Here is a 15,944-nt window from a genome sequence, read left to right as displayed (position 1 = left end):
GGCGGCGGCTGCCTTACAACACCACCCAGCGTAGACACCGTGACGGGATCGGGCCTCAGTGCTTCGCCGACTCATGGCCTGCGGCAGGATGGATGCCACCTGGTACGTACGCGTCATTCGCGTATCTACTGAAGACAACCGCTGGAGACGCCTGGTGAGTTCCCCAGATCCACAGGTTCGCGCAGCGCGAAACCTTTCAACCCCGGCCCCCGTCCGAGGGCCCGTGGTCGCCGTCACCGGCGCCGCCTCCGGTGTGGGCGCGCTCCTGACCGAGCGCCTGGCCGCGTCCGAGGAGATCAAGCAGGTCGTCGCCATCGACGAGCGGCGGGGCGAGTGCGCCCAGGCCCAGTGGCACATCCTGGACGTCAGGGACCCCGCCATCGCCGAGAAGCTGCGGGGCGCGGACGTCGTGGTCCACCTCGCGCTCGATCTCGACCTGGAGACCGACGCGGCGGCCCGTACGGCGTACAACGTCCGCGGTACGCAGACGGTGCTGACGGCCGCCGCCGCGGCTGGCGTCCACCGCGTCGTGCTCTGCACCTCCGCGATGGTCTACGGAGCGCTGTCCGACAACGAACTGCCCCTCTCCGAAGACGCCGAACTGCGCGCCACCGCGGAGGCGACCGGCGTCGGTGACCTCCTGGAGGTGGAGCGCCTCGCCCGGCGCGCGCCCCGGGCCCACCCCGGTCTGAACGTCACCGTGGTGCGCCCCGCGATCCTGGTCGGCGGCACGGACACCGCCCTCACGCGGTACTTCGAGTCGCCCCGGCTGCTCGTGGTGGCGGGCTCGCGCCCCGCCTGGCAGTTCTGCCACGTCGAGGACCTGTGCAGCGCCCTGGAGTACGCCGTCCTGGAGAAGGTCGACGGGGAGCTGGCCGTCGGCTGTGACGGCTGGCTGGAGCAGGAAGAGGTCGAGGAGCTCAGCGAGATCCGGCGCATGGAGCTGCCCTCAACGGTGGCCCTGGGCGCCGCCGCGAGGCTGCACCGGATCGGTCTCACCCCGTCTCCGGCCGGGGACCTCGCGTACACGATGTACCCGTGGGTGGTCAGCGTCAGCAGGCTGCACGACGCGGGCTGGCGGCCCCAGTGGACGAACGAGGAGGTCCTCGCGGAGCTGCTGGAGGAGGTCGCTGGGCGCAGGACCGTGGCGGGACGCAGGCTCGGCCGCAAGGACGCGACGGCCGCGGGAGCCGCGGGTGCGACGGTCGCGCTGCTGGGCGCCGCGGCGGTGGTGCGGCGCGCGCGGAAGGCGCGGCGCCGGATCTGAGACTCGCCGCGGGACGGGCCGGGAGCTGTCGCCCCCTGTAGAGAACTCCAACGCGGCACGCGCGCGTGCCGGGCGAAAGCGCTATTCCGTGATGTCCGTGCCGTGCGGCACCATGGCCGCATGGCACGCACCACGAACGACCACCCCGGCGAGCAGGCCGCACAGGACCCCATCAGGCTCCTGGCGATCCGTGACGCACCGCTCTCCCTGGACGAGGTCTTCCGGGCCGTCGGTGACGAGGCCGCGGGCGGCACCGCGCTCTTCGTGGGAACCGTGCGCAACCACGACGGCGGTGCGGACGTCGACGAGCTCGGCTATTCGACCCACCCGACGGCCGAGGCCGAGATGCGCCGGGTGGCCGAGAAGGTCGTCGGCGAATTTCCGGTGCGCGCCCTGGCTGCCGTCCACCGCGTCGGTGACCTGGCGGTGGGCGACCTCGCGGTCGTGGTGGCGGTCTCCTGCCCGCACCGCGCGGAGGCCTTCGCCGCCTGCCGCAAGCTGATCGACGACCTCAAGCACGAGGTGCCGATCTGGAAGCACCAGCGCTTCTCCGATGGCCAAGAGGAGTGGGTCGGCGCCTGCTGACGTCCTGCTGATCCCATCCGGCCAATTGGCCCCAAGAGCCTCCAGTTGCGTAACCCGACCCCTGGCGTGAGCGTTGACGCAGCGGATGGTTAATCTGCTGATCAGTCAGTTGCGGTCGCTCAAGGGGTCGGGAGGTCGACATGGCATCACTTGCCTGGTTGCTGATTCCGTTTGCGGCAGCCGTCGGTGCGGGGCTGTGGGCCGCCCTGGCGGCGCGCAACCGCAAGTCCGGCAAGACCGGGGACCACAGCGAGCTGAACGGCTACGCGGCCTTCCGCGAGGCGATGGAGAAGTCGCACTCCGGGACCTGAGGCCCCGGGCCCCGTACGGACCGGCCCCAGGGGTGCACTGACAGGCAGGTCCCGTACTGTCGTTCCATGCCACGCCGCACCGCGACGATGCTCGCCTCCACCCTGATGCTGATCGCGCTGCTCTGCGCCGGAGTCCTCATCAAAGTGCCGTACTCGGAGATGTCCCCGGGTCCGACGGTGAACACCCTCGGCGACCACGGCGGCGAGCCGGTGCTGCAGATCTCCGGCCACAAGACCTACCCGACGACCGGTCACCTCAACATGACGACGGTCCGGGTCACGAGCGCCGACTACAACATGAACATCGCGGAGGCCGTGTACGGCTGGCTGGCCCACGACAACATCGTGGTGCCGCACGACACCCTCTACCCGGACGGCAAGACCGAGCAGCAGTCGACCCAGGAGAACGCCGAGGAGTTCAGCCAGTCCCAGGAGAGCGCGAAGGTCGCGGCGCTCAGGGAACTGGACCTCCCGGTGAAGTCGCAGGTCGTCGTCTCCACCGTCTTCAAGAACAGCCCCGCCGAGGGCAAGCTCCACGCGGGCGACGTCATCAGGAAGGTCGACGGCAGGCCCGTGAAGGAGATGTCGGACGTCGCCGAGCTGGTCACCAAGCACAAGCCGGGCCAGGACGTGACCTTCAGCCTCGTCCCCGTCAAGGAGGCGGCCGCCGCCGAGAAGGCCGGCAAGGAGCCGACCCGGACGGAGGACGTGAAGATCACCACGGAGAAGGCGAAGGACGGCCGCGCGATCGTCGGCATCCAGGCGGGCACCGATCACACGTTCCCGTTCACCATCGACATCAAGCTCGCCGACGTCGGCGGCCCCAGCGCCGGACTGATGTTCGCGCTCGGCATCGTCGACAAGCTGACCCCGAACGACCTCACCGGCGGCAACTTCGTGGCCGGCACCGGCACGATCGAGGACAACGGCAAGGTCGGCCCCATCGGCGGCATCGGCATGAAGACGGTCGGCGCGCGCGCCAAGGGCGCCGAGTACTTCCTGACGCCGAAGGACAACTGCGCCACGGCGGCGAAGGACGTCCCGGACGGCCTCACGCTCGTCAAGGTGGACACCATCGACGACGCGGTCGACGCCCTCGACGACATCCGCAAGGGCGACACCACCGACCTGCCGCAGTGCACGGTCAAGAAGTAGTCGGTGAAGAAGTAGAAGGACGTACGCGGGCGGGGGCGGCCCCGCCCGCGTACGGGACGGGGTGGCGTCAGGCGAACGTGGCCGCCAGCGCGTCCGCGAGTCCCGGAACCAGGTCGGACCCCGTGAGGACCTCGGTGGGCGAGTCCTTCTCGCGCAGCCGCAGGGCCGACTCACGCGCACCGTCACGAAGCACCGCGACCGTCATGCGGACCTCCTGGCGGTCCGGGTGCTCGGCGACCCACTTCGCGAGCTGAGCCTCGCTGAGCCCTTCGGGGACGGACGTCTCCGCGGACGGCGGCAGCATCAGGCGCTCCACCGTGAGGGCGCAGCCGGCCACGGCGTCCGGCCAGGCGATGGTGCCGAGGAACTCGTCCAGCGGCTTGCCCTCCGGGATCTCCTCCTGCTCGATGGGGGTGAGGCCGGTTTCCTCGGGGGAGTTGTCGAGGCCGAGCTGGTTGGCGAGGCCGGGTTCCTGGGAGCGCAGTCGCGCCGTGTCGACGAGCGCGAAGAGGCGTGCGGGCCGGTCCCAGCCGAGGCCGGACGCGTACTCGTCGATCTCGAGTACGGCTCGGGTGAGGGGGCTCGCTGCCATGGGAGTGTTGGACATGGTCACAATCCTGCCTCGTTAGTCCCGAGAAACGGGAACCGAGTAAAGCGTAGGTAAGTTGCATAGGTGTGGGTCCACGATCACAGGGCCCTGACGGATCAACAGAATCAACATCGACTTCGAGGTGCGCACCTTGGCTTTCCAGATGCCGGACCGCGGCGGAGGCCCGACGGGGCCACGGATCAGAGTGGGCCGACCGTCCCGTCGCGTCCGGACCCTGCTCATGACACTGGGCATCCTGGCTGTTCTCGCCATGGTGTTCGTCATGTTCGCGGGGTTCTGGACGGACTGGCTGTGGTATCGCTCGGTCAACTATTCGTCGGTCTTCACGACGACCCTGTGGACCAAGATCGGCCTTTTCTTCGTCTTCGGCCTCCTGATGGCGGCCGCGGTCGGACTGAACATCTGGCTGGCGCACCGGCTGCGTCCGCCGCTGAGCGCCATGTCGATGGAGCAGCAGAGCCTCGACCGGTACCGCATGAGCATCGCGCCGTACAAGAAGTGGCTGCTGCTCGGCATCGCCACGCTCGTCGGTCTGATCGCCGGCGCGTCGGCCGCGGGTCAATGGCGCACGTGGCTCCTGTGGGTGAACGGCGTCTCCTTCGGTCAGAAGGACCCGCAGTTCCACCTGGACGTGTCGTTCTTCGCGTTCGACCTGCCCTGGTACCGCTTCCTGCTCGGCTTCGGCTTCGCGGCCACGGTGCTCTCCCTGATCGCCGCCGCCCTGACGCACTACCTGTACGGCGGGCTGCGGATCACCAGCCCCGGCGCGCGCGCCACGGCGGCGTCCACCGGGCACCTTTCGGTGCTGCTCGGCGTCTTCGTGACGCTCAAGGCAGTGGCGTACTGGCTCGACCGGTACGGCCTCGCGGTGAAGTCCAGTGACTTCAAGGCGACGGGCGACTGGACGGGCCTTCGCTACGTGGACGCGAACGCGTACCTGCCGGCCAAGACCATCCTGTTCTGCATCGCCGTCATCTGCGCCCTGCTCTTCTTCGGGACGCTGTGGCGGCGCACCTGGCAGCTGCCGGTCATCGGCTTCGGCCTGATGGTCCTCTCCGCCATCCTCATCGGCGGTCTGTACCCGGCCATCGTGCAGAAGTTCCAGGTCCAGCCGAACGAGCAGGCCAAGGAAGCGCCGTACATCAAGAAGAACATCGCTGCGACGCGCAACGCGTACGGCATCAGCGGTGTGAAGCCCGAGGACTACAAGGGCGCGGGCAAGGCCGACGAGGATCCCAAGAAGAAGCGCGACGACGCGGACTCGGCCGCCAACTACCGGCTGAACGACCCGAACATCGTCTCGCCGACGTTCCAGCAGCTGGAGCAGGAGCGCGAGTACTACCGCTTCCCGACGACCCTGGACGTGGACCGATACAACGGCCAGGACACCATCGTGGGTCTGCGTGAGCTCAGCCTCGACAAGCTCGAGAAGCGCAACTGGATCAACGACCACTTCGCCTACACCCACGGGTACGGCATGGTCACGGCCAAGGGCACGGAGACGAAGAAGGGGTCCAAGGGCGCCCCGGACTTCACGAACTACGGCCTGCCGACCAGCGGCAACCTCGGCGAGTACGAGCAGCGGATCTACTACGGCGAGAAGACCACCCAGTACTCGATCGTGGGCGGGCCCCAGAAGGAGCTCGACTACGAAGAGGACGGTGGCGGCCAGAAGACCTACAGCTACAAGGGCGACAGCGGGGTCAATCTCTCCAACCCGATCAACCGCGCCGCGTACGCCGTGTCCTTCGGCGAACCGCAGATGCTGTACTCGGGCGCGATCGGCGAGGGGTCGCGGATCCTCTACAACCGCACCCCCAAGGAGCGCGTCGAGTCGGTCGCTCCCTGGCTGACCATCGACGGCGACACGTATCCGACGGTGGTCGACGGCAAGATCCAGTGGGTCGTCGACGCCTACACGACGAGCAACGGCTATCCGTACGCCTCGCGGACCACGCTCGGCGACACCACGGCCGACTCGCTGTCCGAGTCCGACGACCAGCGCGCGGTGGTGGCCCAGCAGAACCAGGTCAACTACATCCGCAACTCGGTGAAGGCGACCGTCGACGCGTACACCGGAGAGGTCAAGCTCTACACCTGGGACGACAAGGACCCGGTCCTCAAGACCTGGAAGAAGGCGTTCCCGGACACCGTCAAGGACAAGGGAGAGATCCCCAAGGCCCTGATGGATCACCTGCGCTACCCCCAGGACATGTTCAAGGTGCAGCGCGAGCTCCTGACGCTCTACCACGTCACGGACCCCGGCCAGTTCTACAACGCGAGTGACGCCTGGCAGGTGCCGAACGACCCGACGAAGAAGGACAACAGCGCGGTCCCGCCGTACTACCTGTCCATGAAGACGCCGGGCCAGACGCAGCAGCAGTTCGCACTGACGACGACGTTCACCCCCAGCGGGCGCCCCAATCTGCGCGCCTTCATGACGGTCGACGCCGACGCCAGAAGCAAGGACTTCGGCAAGATGAAACTGCTGAGAGTCACGGGCGACGTGGACGGCCCGGAACAGGTCCAGAACAAGCTGAACTCGATGACCGAGGTCGGTAACTTCGTCCGGGACATGAAGGGCGCCGACTCCGACGTCCTCTACGGAAATCTGCTGACGGTGCCACTGGACGACGGGTTCCTCTACGTCGAGCCGGTGTACGTACAGGGACGTAAATCGGCGTATCCGCTCCTGAAGAAGGTCGCGGTGTCCTACGGCACGGAGACCGCCTTCGCGGACTCCCTGAGCGACGGCCTCAACCAGGTCTTCGGCGCCGAGGGGACGACCAAGCCACCGGCCGACGAGGGTGACACGGACCAGCCGGCCGATCCGCCCAAGTCGGACGACCCGACGGTGCAGGCTGCCCTCGACGACGCCCAGACGGCGTTCGAGGACGGGCAGACGGCCCTGAAGGACGGCGACTGGAAGGCCTACGGCGAAGCGCAGGAGAAGCTCGAGGACGCCCTGCAGCGAGCCGAGGACGCCCAGGCCGCGGCGGACAAGAAGAGCGACAAGAGCGGCGACAAGAACGCCGACAAGAACGGAGACAAGAACGGCGGCTGACCAGCTGCGAAACACCCTCCTCGCGCCGTGGTACGGTTGCAACACAACGGCGCGGGGTGGAGCAGCTCGGTAGCTCGCTGGGCTCATAACCCAGAGGTCGCAGGTTCAAATCCTGTCCCCGCTACTCAAGACGAAGGCCCGGATCCTTATCGGATCCGGGCCTTCGTCGTGTGTGCGTGGGGCCCGTGGAGTCATGCGCTGGCTTGTGCGAACCGTGCTCCGCCCGGGGGGAGTTGGGAAAACTGTGTTTCACTTATCTCTCTGTGGGCATGTCGACAAAACGCTGAAGTGACCTCGCTGGAGGCGGTATACCCGGTGTACCCAGGGTGCAGGTGGTGCGACGATGGACGTTATGGGGGACAAGGCAACTCTGTTGGATACAGGGCGGTTTGTGCAGGCGGTCGACCGGGAGGATCCCGGGACGGCCGCCGAAGAGTTGCGCCATAGGCTGGCCGCCGAGGCCGGAGATGTCGACGCGATGAGCGTCCTCGGAAGCCTGCTGCTGCGCCGCGGTGATCTCGACGGCGCCGAGTCCCTGCTGCGCGCCGCGACCGCCGAGGGCGACCGCGCCGCGGCCAACAACCTCGGAGTCCTCCTCCACCAGCGTGGGTACGCCGACGAGGCGGCCGGCTGGTGGCGGGTCGCCGCCGTCGCCGGTTCCGCGGCGGCCGCGCACGCGCTCGGACGCCACCACCGCGAGCGCGGCGACGAGCCCGCCGCGGAGTACTGGCTGCGGCAGTCCGCCGAGCAGGGCCACGCCCTGGGGGCGTACGCCCTCGCCGATCTCCTTGAGCACCGCGGTGACGTCGGTGCCGAGCGCTGGATGCGGGCGTCGGCCGAGCGCGGTCACCGCGAGGCCGCGTACCGCATCGCCCGTGCCCTCGACCGGCGCGCCACCGCCGAGCGGCGCTCCGACGACGGAGGCGTACGTTCCGCTGCCGTCGAGGCCGAGCAGTGGTACCGCCAGGCCGCCGCGCGCGGTCACCGGCGTGCCGCGCTGCACCTCGGCGCGATCCTGGAGCAGCGCGGCGAGCTGAAGGAGGCCGGGCGCTGGTACCTGAACTCCGCGAAGGACGGCGAGGCGCGTGCCGCCTGCGCCCTCGGCTTCCTGCTGCGTGACGCGGGCGACGAGGAGAGCGCCGCCGTCTGGTGGCTGAAGGCGGCCCAGGACGGCGATGGCAACGCCGCGAACGCCCTCGGTGCGCTGCACGCCGAGCGGGGCGAGACCCAGACCGCCGAGCGGTGGTACAGGGCGGCCATGGACGCGGGCGACGTGAACGGCGCGTACAACCTCGGGCTGCTCTGCGCCGAGCAGGGGCGCACCGTGCAGGCCGACCAGTGGTACAGGCGTGCCGCGTACGCCGGTCACCGCGAGGCCGCCAACGCGCTCGCCGTGCTGCTGCTCCAGGGTGGCGACGCCGCGGGCGCCGAGCCGTGGTTCTCCAAGGCCGCCGAGGCGGGCAGCGTGGACGCGGCCTTCAACCTCGGGATTCTGTACGCGTCCCGTGACGACGAGGACTCCGCCCTGCCCTGGTACGAGCGTGCGGCGGCCGCCGGGCACACCGAGGCCGCGCTCCAGGTCGGCACCGCGCGGCTGCGGGAGGGCGACGAGCAGGACGCCGAGCGGCATCTGCGGTGCGCCGCTGGTGGCGGCAGCGCGGAGGCGGCATACCGCCTCGGCACCGTGCTCGACGCGCGGCGCTCCGCCGCGGGCCCGCCCGCCCTCGGGGAGCCCGCCGCGGAGAAGACCGAGTGCGAGGAGTGGTACGAGCGGGCGGCCCAGCAGGGGCACCGGCGTGCGCAGGTGCGGGTCGGGATGCTGGCCGCGGGGCGCGGGGACGTCGTCGAGGCGGCTCGGTGGTACCGCCTCGCGGCGGACGCGGGCAGCCGGAACGGCGCGTTCAACTTGGGGCTGCTGCTTGCGCGTGAGGGCAGTGAGCCCGAGGCCGCGCTGTGGTGGACCCGGGCCGCCGACGCGGGGCACGGGCGCGCTGCGCTGCGGCTTGCGCTGCTTTACGCTCGGCGCGGGCAGCTGGTCGAAGGGCAGCGGTGGGCTTCCCGTGCGGTGGAGCTGGGGCCGGCTGAGGTTTCCGAGCGGGCGGCTCGGCTGCGGGAAGCTTTGCAGCAGGAGCTCACTGCGTAGCCCCTGTGCTTGCCCTGCGCCTCAGCTCTTCGTGACGTGCGGCTGTCGGGCGGGTGCAGGCCGGTGGGGGCACAGCGGGGCGCGGAACGGATTTGCGCTGGTCGTCGACCCTGACGTACGGTTGCAACACAACGGCGCGGGGTGGAGCAGCTCGGTAGCTCGCTGGGCTCATAACCCAGAGGTCGCAGGTTCAAATCCTGTCCCCGCTACTAAAGGCCAGAGGCCGGGAAGCATTAGCTTCCCGGCCTCTGGTGTGTTTAGCGGCCGCTACCGCCTGTGGCCCACCGCCTCCTCGTACAGCCTGCGGTCCACCGCCTTCCCCTCCGGGACCTTCTCGCCCTCGGCGACACCAGCGGCCTCGTACGCCGTCTGGAGCCGGTCCGTGGTGCCGGACCGGATCTCCCAGTCCATGCGCAGTGACGGAGTCGAGCGCAGGACCGCCTCGTCGTTCTTCAGGAGCTTCGCGAGCTCGGCCACGAAGGTCTTGTCCGCCTTGTAGTCCCCGGCGAAGTACGTGTTCACGGTCCTGATGTACGCGCGCAGCAGTGCGACGCCCGCGTCCGGGTCCTCGGTCAGGAGGTTGGGGCCGAACAGGAGTCCGCCGAGCGGTTCGCCCCGGGGCTGGCCGCCGAGGAAGGCGTACTGCTTGTCGCCGTCGACCTTGCGCCAGACCGGGTCGAGGAGCCAGGCGGAGTCGGTGCCGCCGTTCTGGAGGGCGGTCAGGACGTCCGCCGAACCCAGCTGCTGGAACTGGATCTTGTCGAGGCCGCCGCCGTGCTTCTTCAGGGCCTTGCCCATGGGGTACGAGATGACCGAGCCCTTGCCGATCATGGTGCCAAGCCTGCGGCCCGCCATCGGGACGTGACCCGCGCTCTCGCCCTTCTTCAGCTTCACCCACAGCCCGCTCTTGGAGCGGGCGTCGGGGGAGAAGTTTCCGGCGGCCCACTTGATCGTGAAGCCGCCGGTGATGCCGTTCATGACGGCGGCCTCGGGGGCGGCCCACTGGGCGTCGATGTCGCCCTTGGCAAGGAGGGGGAGGGCGTCGGGGGTCGGCAGGACCTTGAGGTCGACGTCCAGGCCCTCCTTCTTGAACTCGCCCTTCTGCACGGCCATTTGGAGGGGCGCGACGTACTCGGCGCTGAGCGTGCCGGTCGCGATGGTGAGGCTGCGCTCCTTGGGCAGCGGGCGCGGGGCAGGGGCACCCTTGGCGCAGCGGGCGGGCGCGCGGTCCTTGGCGAGGTCGGAGGGGTCCGTCCAGCTGCCCTTGCCGCAGCCGGGGACCGCCTCGACGGTGCGGGGCTTCGTGGGCGCCGCCGAGTCCGGGGCGTCGTCCTCCTTCGCGCAGCCCGCGGAGGCGAGCAGCGCGCCGGCGATGAGGACAGCCAGGGTGGAGAACCGGGTGCGGATGCGGGTGTGCATGGAGCCTCCGTACGCGTACGAATGGTTCATGACCGGTGGTTCACGATGGGTGCTTCATGACTGGCTTCTGCCGCGGTCGCGTGGGGCCCACGGGGTGAGCAACCGCCCCGCGATCCGCACCAGTTCGGAGAAGACGACGCCGAGCACGGCGACGCAGACGATGCCGACGAACATCACGTCGTTCTGGAAAAGGGCACGGGAGTCGAAGATCAGGTGGCCGAGGCCGTTCGACGCGGCGATCTGCTCCGACGCCACGATCACCAGGACCGCGACACCCGCCGCGATCCGCGCGCCCACGAGCACCGCGGGCAGCGACGCGGGCAGCAGGACATGGCGGAACATCTGCCACGGCGAGGCCCCGAAGACCTGGCCGGCGTCGCGGTGTCCGGACGGCACGGCGAGCACCGCCGCCATCGTCGAGATCCAGACGAAGAAGAAGACGGTGGCCGCCACGAGCGCGATCTGCGGGCCCTCGCCGAGGCCGAACATGTTCAGGAAGACGGGCAGCAGGGCCAGCTTCGGTACGACGTACAGCGCGTCCAGGAGCGGTTCGAGCGCCGCGCGTACGAGGGAGAGCGAGCCCATGAGGAGGCCGAGCGCGTAGCCGGTGACCGTGCCGATCGCGTAGCCGGCGAGGACGCGCTTGAGCGTGGCCCACACGTCGGGCCACAGGTCACCGTCCGCCGCGCGCTCCCAGCCGTCCTCGAGGATGGTCTGGGGAGCGGGGTAGACGCGGTCGTCGATCCAGGCCTGGGTGGCGGCAAGTTGCCACAGCAGGATCAGGGCGAGGGGGACGGCGACGGCGAGGCCGATCTCCAGGGTGCGGCGCCTGCGGTGGGTGCGGGCGGGGTGCAGCTCCTGGGGGCCGGGCTTGCGGACGAGCACGCCGTCCTGGGGTTCTTCGGGCGCTTTGGGCGAGGTGGTCGTCGTCATGCCGCGGCCGCCTCGTCCCGTGAGCTGTCGCGGACCACCTCGCCGCGCAGCAGATCCCACAACTCGCCCTTGAGGGCGGTGAATTCGGGCGTCGTGCGTACGTCACCGCTGCGGGGTCGCGGGAACGGCGGGCGGTGTTCGGCGATGATGCGGCCGGGCCGGGCGGACATGACCAGGACGCGGTCGCCGAGGACGATCGCCTCTTCGAGGCTGTGGGTGATGAAGAGGGTGGTGGTGCGGGTGGTCTGGGTGAGGTCGAGGAGTTCGTCCTGGAGGATCGTGCGGAGCTGGGCGTCCAGGGCCGCGAACGGCTCGTCCATCAGCAGGATTTCGGGCTCCACGGCCAGGGCGCGGGCGATGGCCACGCGTTGGCGCATGCCGCCGGAGAGGGTGGCGGGGTAGGCGTCGGCGAAGTCGGCGAGGCCCAAGCGGGTGAGCCAGTCCCTGGCGCGGGCGTTCGCCTCGCGGCGGGGGACCTTCTGGATGTCCAGGCCGAAGCGGACGTTGGCCTGGACGGTCTTCCAGTCGTAGATGCCGTAGTCCTGGAAGATCATCGCGGCGGGGCGCTGCGCGGCTGTGCGGATGGTCAGCTCGCCCCTGCTGGGGCGCAGGAGGCCTGCGGCGATGCGGAGCAGCGTTGATTTTCCGCAGCCTGAGGGGCCGACTATGCAGGTGAACTCGCCGGGGGCGATGGTGAGGTCCACCGGGCCCAGGGCTTCTACCGCCCTGGAGCCTCGGCCGAAGGTTCTCGTTACTGCGTGGGCTTCTAGTTTCGGGTGCGGGTCTCCCACGGGGTCTCCTTGCGGAGGGCAGGCGGATGTTGGGCGCCGCCGACCATATGACGCACCGTCAGATTCCGGAAGAGGGTGTGTCGTGGCTGAGATGCACCGCAGGTGCCGAGCTACGCCCCCGCGCAGTTAGGGCACGTGCCCCGGTACGTGACGTCCGCGGCCTCGACCGTGAAGCCGAAGCGTTCCGAGTCGGGGAGGCTGCTCAGGGGGTTGCCCGTGGGGTGGACGTCGCGGATCGTGCCGCACTTCGCGCACACCAGGTGCTGGTGGGGACGGTGGGCGTTCGGGTCGTACCGCTTGGCCCTGCGGTCCGTCGAGACCTCGAGGACCTCGCCGATGGTCACCAGCTCGCCCAGGGTGTTGTAGACGGTCGCCCGGGAGATCTCGGGCAGTTTGTCCACGGCGCGGGCGTGCACCTCGTCCGCGGTCAGGTGTACGTGGTCCCCGTCGAGGACCTCGGCCACGACGCGCCGCTGCGCGGTCATGCGCCAGCCGCGGCCGCGCAGTCGTTCCAACAGGTCGCTCATGCGAACCAGCCTAGCAGGCGAGATGCCTAACTCCCGACGAGGTGTGACTTTGGATGTTTACTTGACTTAGACAAAGTCCATCGTAGGATCGGGTTCAGCGAAACCCAAGGACAGGACTTGCAGGAAATGACGCAGGAGGCGCACGTGACGCAGGGACCGCTCACCACGGAGGCCGGCGCGCCGGTCGCCGACAACCAGAACAGCGAGACCGCTGGTGTCGGCGGTCCGGTTCTCGTCCAGGACCAGGCGCTGCTCGAGAAGCTCGCGCACTTCAACCGCGAGCGCATCCCGGAGCGCATCGTCCACGCGCGTGGCGCCGGTGCGTACGGCACCTTCACGCTGACCCGCGACGTCTCGCAGTGGACGCGGGCGAAGTTCCTCTCCGAGGTCGGCAAGCAGACGGAGACCTTCCTCCGGTTCTCCACCGTGGCCGGCAACCTCGGCTCCGCCGACGCCGTGCGCGACCCCCGTGGCTTCGCCCTGAAGTTCTACACGGAGGAGGGGAACTACGACCTGGTCGGGAACAACACCCCCGTCTTCTTCATCAAGGACGCCATCAAGTTCCCCGACTTCATCCACACGCAGAAGCGCGACCCGTACACGGGCTCGCAGGAGGCCGACAACGTGTGGGACTTCTGGGGCCTGAGCCCCGAGTCGACCCACCAGGTCACCTGGCTCTTCGGCGACCGCGGCATCCCCGCCACGCTGCGCCACATGAACGGGTACGGCTCGCACACGTACCAGTGGAACAACGAGGCCGGCGAGGTCTTCTGGGTCAAGTACCACTTCAAGACCGACCAGGGGATCAAGAACCTCACCACGGACGAGGCGAACCAGATGTCCGGCATGGACCCGGACTCCCACCAGCGCGATCTGCGCGAGGCCATCGAGCGCGGCGAGTTCCCGTCCTGGACCGTGCAGGTGCAGATCATGCCGGCGGCCGATGCGGCGACGTACCGCTTCAATCCGTTCGACCTCACCAAGGTGTGGCCGCACGAGGACTACCCGCCGATCGAGATCGGCAAGCTGGAGCTCAACCGCAACCCGGAGAACATCTTCGCCGAGGTCGAGCAGAGCATCTTCTCGCCCGCGCACTTCGTTCCCGGCATCGGTCCGTCCCCGGACAAGATGCTCCAGGGCCGTCTCTTCGCGTACGGCGACGCGCACCGCTACCGCGTCGGCATCAATGCCGACCACCTGCCGGTGAACCGCCCGCACGCCACCGAGGCGCGCACCAACTCGCGTGACGGCGCGCTGTACGACGGCCGCCACAAGGGCACGAAGAACTACGAGCCGAACTCCTTCGGCGGCCCGTTCCAGACGGACCGGCCGCTCTGGGTGACCACCCCGGTCAGTGGTGGCACGGGCAATCACGAGGCGCCCTCGCACGCCGAGGACAACGACTTCGTGCAGGCGGGCAACCTCTACCGCAAGATGTCCGAGGACGAGAAGGGCCGTCTGATCGAGAACCTCGCCGGCAACATCGCGGGCGTCTCCCGCGACGACATCGCCGAGCGCGCGATCAACAACTTCCGTCAGGCGGACGGTGACTTCGGCAAGCGTCTGGAGGCCGCGGTCCAGGCCCTTCGCGGCTGAGACCGCTTGTCGTGGCTCCCTTCGGGGAGGAAGGCGGGCCGGGTTCCCTTCGGGGGTCCGGCCCGCCCTCTTTCGTTTCCGGGGTGCGCTCAGACCGTAAGGGATGCCCCGTGGCGCCTGCTCGGCGCCCAGCAGCGGATGATGTCGCGGACCGAGACGATGCCGGACGGTTCGTTGCCGTCCATCACGATCAGGTGCCGGAAGCCGCCGTGCGACATGGCGTCGGCGGCATCCTCCAAAGTCCATGACGGGGTGGCGAAGACGACATCGGTCGTGGTGTGGGTGCCGGCGGTCTCGGTGTCGGGGTTCTGGCCGAGCCCCAGCGAGATGAGGACGTCGCGCTCGGTCAGGATTCCCAGACCGGAGTTGTCGGAGTCGAGGACGACGGCCGCGCCGACGCGGCGCGTCGACATCAGGCGGGCCGCCTGGCGCAGTGTGTGGGCGGGACCGATGGTGAGGACCACCGTGCTCATGGCGTCGCGGACGAGCATGGGCTTGAGCCACCTCCTGAGTGGACCGCAAGAGAAGCGATTCACAAGTTCACAAGTGGGGGAACTCTCAGAGTCGCAGCCATGCGGTGCGTCAACAAGGGGGCGCGTGCTGCCAGTTCAGGGCGTGCGTCCAGGAGGAGTGCGCCTCAGTAGCGCTGGTTGAGGTAGCCGAGCAGCTCGTCGTGGAGCAGGCCGTTCGACGCCGCGGCGTTGCCGCTGTGCGGGCCCGGAGCCCCGTCGAGGCCGGTGAAGGTGCCGCCCGCCTCGGTCACGATGATCGCGGTCGCCGCCATGTCCCAGAGCGAGAGCTCGGGCTCCGCGCAGATGTCGACCGAGCCCTCGGCGACCATCATGTACGGCCAGAAGTCGCCGTACCCCCGGGTGCGCCAGACCGCGCGCGTGAGGTCCATGAACCCGTCGAGGCGGCCCTGCTCCTCCCAGCCCGAGAGCGAGGAGTACGCGAAGGACGCGTCCTGCAGCCGCGAGACCTTGGAGGCGTGGATCCTGGTCGCGGAGGTCAGGCTGCGCCCGGTGTAGGCCCCGGCGCCCTTGGCCGCCCACCAGCGCCGGCCGAGCGCGGGCGCCGACACGACTCCCACCACCGGCTGGAAGCCGCCCTCGCCCGCCTCCATCAGGGAGATCAGCGTGGCCCAGACCGGCACCCCGCGTACGTAGTTCTTGGTGCCGTCGATCGGGTCGATCACCCAGCGGCGGGGGCCCGTGCCCTCGACGCCGAACTCCTCGCCGAGGATCGCGTCGCGCGGCCGGCCCCGCTTCAGGTTCGAACGGATCAGCTCCTCGGCCGTTTTGTCCGCCTCGCTCACCGGCGTCATGTCCGGCTTGGTCTCGACCTTGAGGTCGAGAGCCTTGAACCGGTCCATCGTCGCGGCGTCGGCGGCGTCCGCGAGGACATGGGCAAGACGCAGATCATCGTGGTAGTCGGGCATGAGTGAACAGTATCGATCTCGTTGTGCCTGAGCCACAGCGCCGTATGTCCGGGCCATTCCGGGACATGACGCATACGGTTCCAGGTCGCGCCAGGGCTATTGACA

At 69.2% G+C, this 15,944-nt stretch carries 14 protein-coding genes and 2 tRNA genes; 9 read left to right on the top strand and 7 right to left on the bottom strand.

What is annotated here, in order from left to right:
* The first annotated feature begins 154 nt into the window (after window positions 1–154).
* The 4 genes from ACIBCK_RS29130 (at window position 155) to ACIBCK_RS29115 (ending at window position 3,318) form a co-directional block, all read left to right on the top strand.
* Window positions 155–1,267 carry an NAD-dependent epimerase/dehydratase family protein gene (locus ACIBCK_RS29130; protein WP_160507120.1) on the top strand — a complete coding sequence of 371 codons (1,113 nt, stop codon included), beginning with the start codon at window positions 155–157 and terminating at the stop codon, window positions 1,265–1,267.
* Between the two features lie 120 nt (window positions 1,268–1,387).
* The gene (locus tag ACIBCK_RS29125) at window positions 1,388–1,852 is read left to right on the top strand and encodes a molybdenum cofactor biosynthesis protein MoaE (protein ID WP_399394979.1); all 465 of its coding nucleotides are present in this window, start codon (window positions 1,388–1,390) and stop codon (window positions 1,850–1,852) included.
* Between the two features lie 140 nt (window positions 1,853–1,992).
* The gene (locus ACIBCK_RS29120; protein WP_363209163.1) at window positions 1,993–2,163 is read left to right on the top strand and encodes a hypothetical protein; all 171 of its coding nucleotides are present in this window, start codon (window positions 1,993–1,995) and stop codon (window positions 2,161–2,163) included.
* 66 nt (window positions 2,164–2,229) lie between these two features.
* A complete protein-coding gene (locus tag ACIBCK_RS29115) occupies window positions 2,230–3,318 on the top strand; it encodes a PDZ domain-containing protein (RefSeq protein ID WP_399394976.1) in 1,089 nt (362 codons plus the stop codon).
* Window positions 3,319–3,385: 67 nt separating this feature from the next.
* Here ACIBCK_RS29115 and ACIBCK_RS29110 read toward each other — a convergent pair whose 3' ends face one another.
* The gene (locus ACIBCK_RS29110; protein ID WP_399394974.1) at window positions 3,386–3,925 is read right to left on the bottom strand and encodes a PPA1309 family protein; all 540 of its coding nucleotides are present in this window, start codon (window positions 3,923–3,925) and stop codon (window positions 3,386–3,388) included.
* A gap of 145 nt (window positions 3,926–4,070) precedes the next feature.
* On the opposite strand from ACIBCK_RS29110, the gene ACIBCK_RS29105 reads away from it, so the two are divergent.
* The 4 genes from ACIBCK_RS29105 (at window position 4,071) to ACIBCK_RS29090 (ending at window position 9,344) form a co-directional block, all read left to right on the top strand.
* Window positions 4,071–6,992 carry a UPF0182 family protein gene (locus ACIBCK_RS29105; protein WP_399395330.1) on the top strand — a complete coding sequence of 974 codons (2,922 nt, stop codon included), beginning with the start codon at window positions 4,071–4,073 and terminating at the stop codon, window positions 6,990–6,992.
* 50 nt (window positions 6,993–7,042) lie between these two features.
* Window positions 7,043–7,116, top strand: a tRNA-Met gene (locus ACIBCK_RS29100).
* 219 nt (window positions 7,117–7,335) lie between these two features.
* On the top strand, window positions 7,336–9,135 hold the full coding sequence (locus tag ACIBCK_RS29095; RefSeq protein ID WP_399394973.1) for a sel1 repeat family protein: 1,800 nt from the start codon (window positions 7,336–7,338) through the stop codon (window positions 9,133–9,135).
* Between the two features lie 135 nt (window positions 9,136–9,270).
* Window positions 9,271–9,344: transfer RNA gene (locus ACIBCK_RS29090), tRNA-Met, on the top strand.
* Window positions 9,345–9,402: 58 nt separating this feature from the next.
* On the opposite strand, the gene ACIBCK_RS29085 is transcribed toward ACIBCK_RS29090, so the two are convergent.
* The 4 genes from ACIBCK_RS29085 to ACIBCK_RS29070 all read right to left on the bottom strand — a co-directional run bounded on the left by ACIBCK_RS29085 (window position 9,403) and on the right by ACIBCK_RS29070 (window position 12,805).
* Window positions 9,403–10,554: an ABC transporter substrate-binding protein gene (locus ACIBCK_RS29085; RefSeq protein WP_399395328.1), complete on the bottom strand. Its 1,152-nt coding sequence runs from the start codon at window positions 10,552–10,554 to the stop codon at window positions 9,403–9,405.
* Window positions 10,555–10,608: 54 nt separating this feature from the next.
* On the bottom strand, window positions 10,609–11,487 hold the full coding sequence (locus ACIBCK_RS29080; protein WP_399394971.1) for an ABC transporter permease: 879 nt from the start codon (window positions 11,485–11,487) through the stop codon (window positions 10,609–10,611).
* Window positions 11,484–12,278 (bottom strand): ABC transporter ATP-binding protein, encoded by a 795-nt coding sequence (locus ACIBCK_RS29075; protein WP_399394969.1) that lies wholly within the window; start codon window positions 12,276–12,278, stop codon window positions 11,484–11,486. The genes ACIBCK_RS29080 and ACIBCK_RS29075 overlap by 4 nt, the downstream gene beginning before the upstream one ends.
* A 110-nt stretch (window positions 12,279–12,388) precedes the next feature.
* The gene (locus ACIBCK_RS29070) at window positions 12,389–12,805 is read right to left on the bottom strand and encodes a Fur family transcriptional regulator (RefSeq protein WP_399394967.1); all 417 of its coding nucleotides are present in this window, start codon (window positions 12,803–12,805) and stop codon (window positions 12,389–12,391) included.
* Between the two features lie 126 nt (window positions 12,806–12,931).
* Here ACIBCK_RS29070 and ACIBCK_RS29065 point away from each other — a divergent pair, with 126 nt between their 5' ends.
* Window positions 12,932–14,401 (top strand): catalase, encoded by a 1,470-nt coding sequence (locus ACIBCK_RS29065; protein ID WP_399395326.1) that lies wholly within the window; start codon window positions 12,932–12,934, stop codon window positions 14,399–14,401.
* An 89-nt stretch (window positions 14,402–14,490) separates the two neighbouring features.
* On the opposite strand, the gene ACIBCK_RS29060 is transcribed toward ACIBCK_RS29065, so the two are convergent.
* Window positions 14,491–14,892 carry a cyclic nucleotide-binding/CBS domain-containing protein gene (locus ACIBCK_RS29060; protein ID WP_399394965.1) on the bottom strand — a complete coding sequence of 134 codons (402 nt, stop codon included), beginning with the start codon at window positions 14,890–14,892 and terminating at the stop codon, window positions 14,491–14,493.
* Window positions 14,893–15,038: 146 nt separating this feature from the next.
* Window positions 15,039–15,839 carry a histidinol-phosphatase gene (hisN, locus tag ACIBCK_RS29055; RefSeq protein WP_361181617.1) on the bottom strand — a complete coding sequence of 267 codons (801 nt, stop codon included), beginning with the start codon at window positions 15,837–15,839 and terminating at the stop codon, window positions 15,039–15,041.
* Window positions 15,840–15,944: the final 105 nt, after the last annotated feature.

Origin of the sequence: Streptomyces sp. NPDC051218, assembly GCF_044455475.1 — a bacterium.
Classification (GTDB): domain Bacteria; phylum Actinomycetota; class Actinomycetes; order Streptomycetales; family Streptomycetaceae; genus Streptomyces.
The sequence above is the reverse complement of the archived record's forward strand: the minus strand, read 5'-3'. Positions and strand labels throughout refer to the sequence as shown.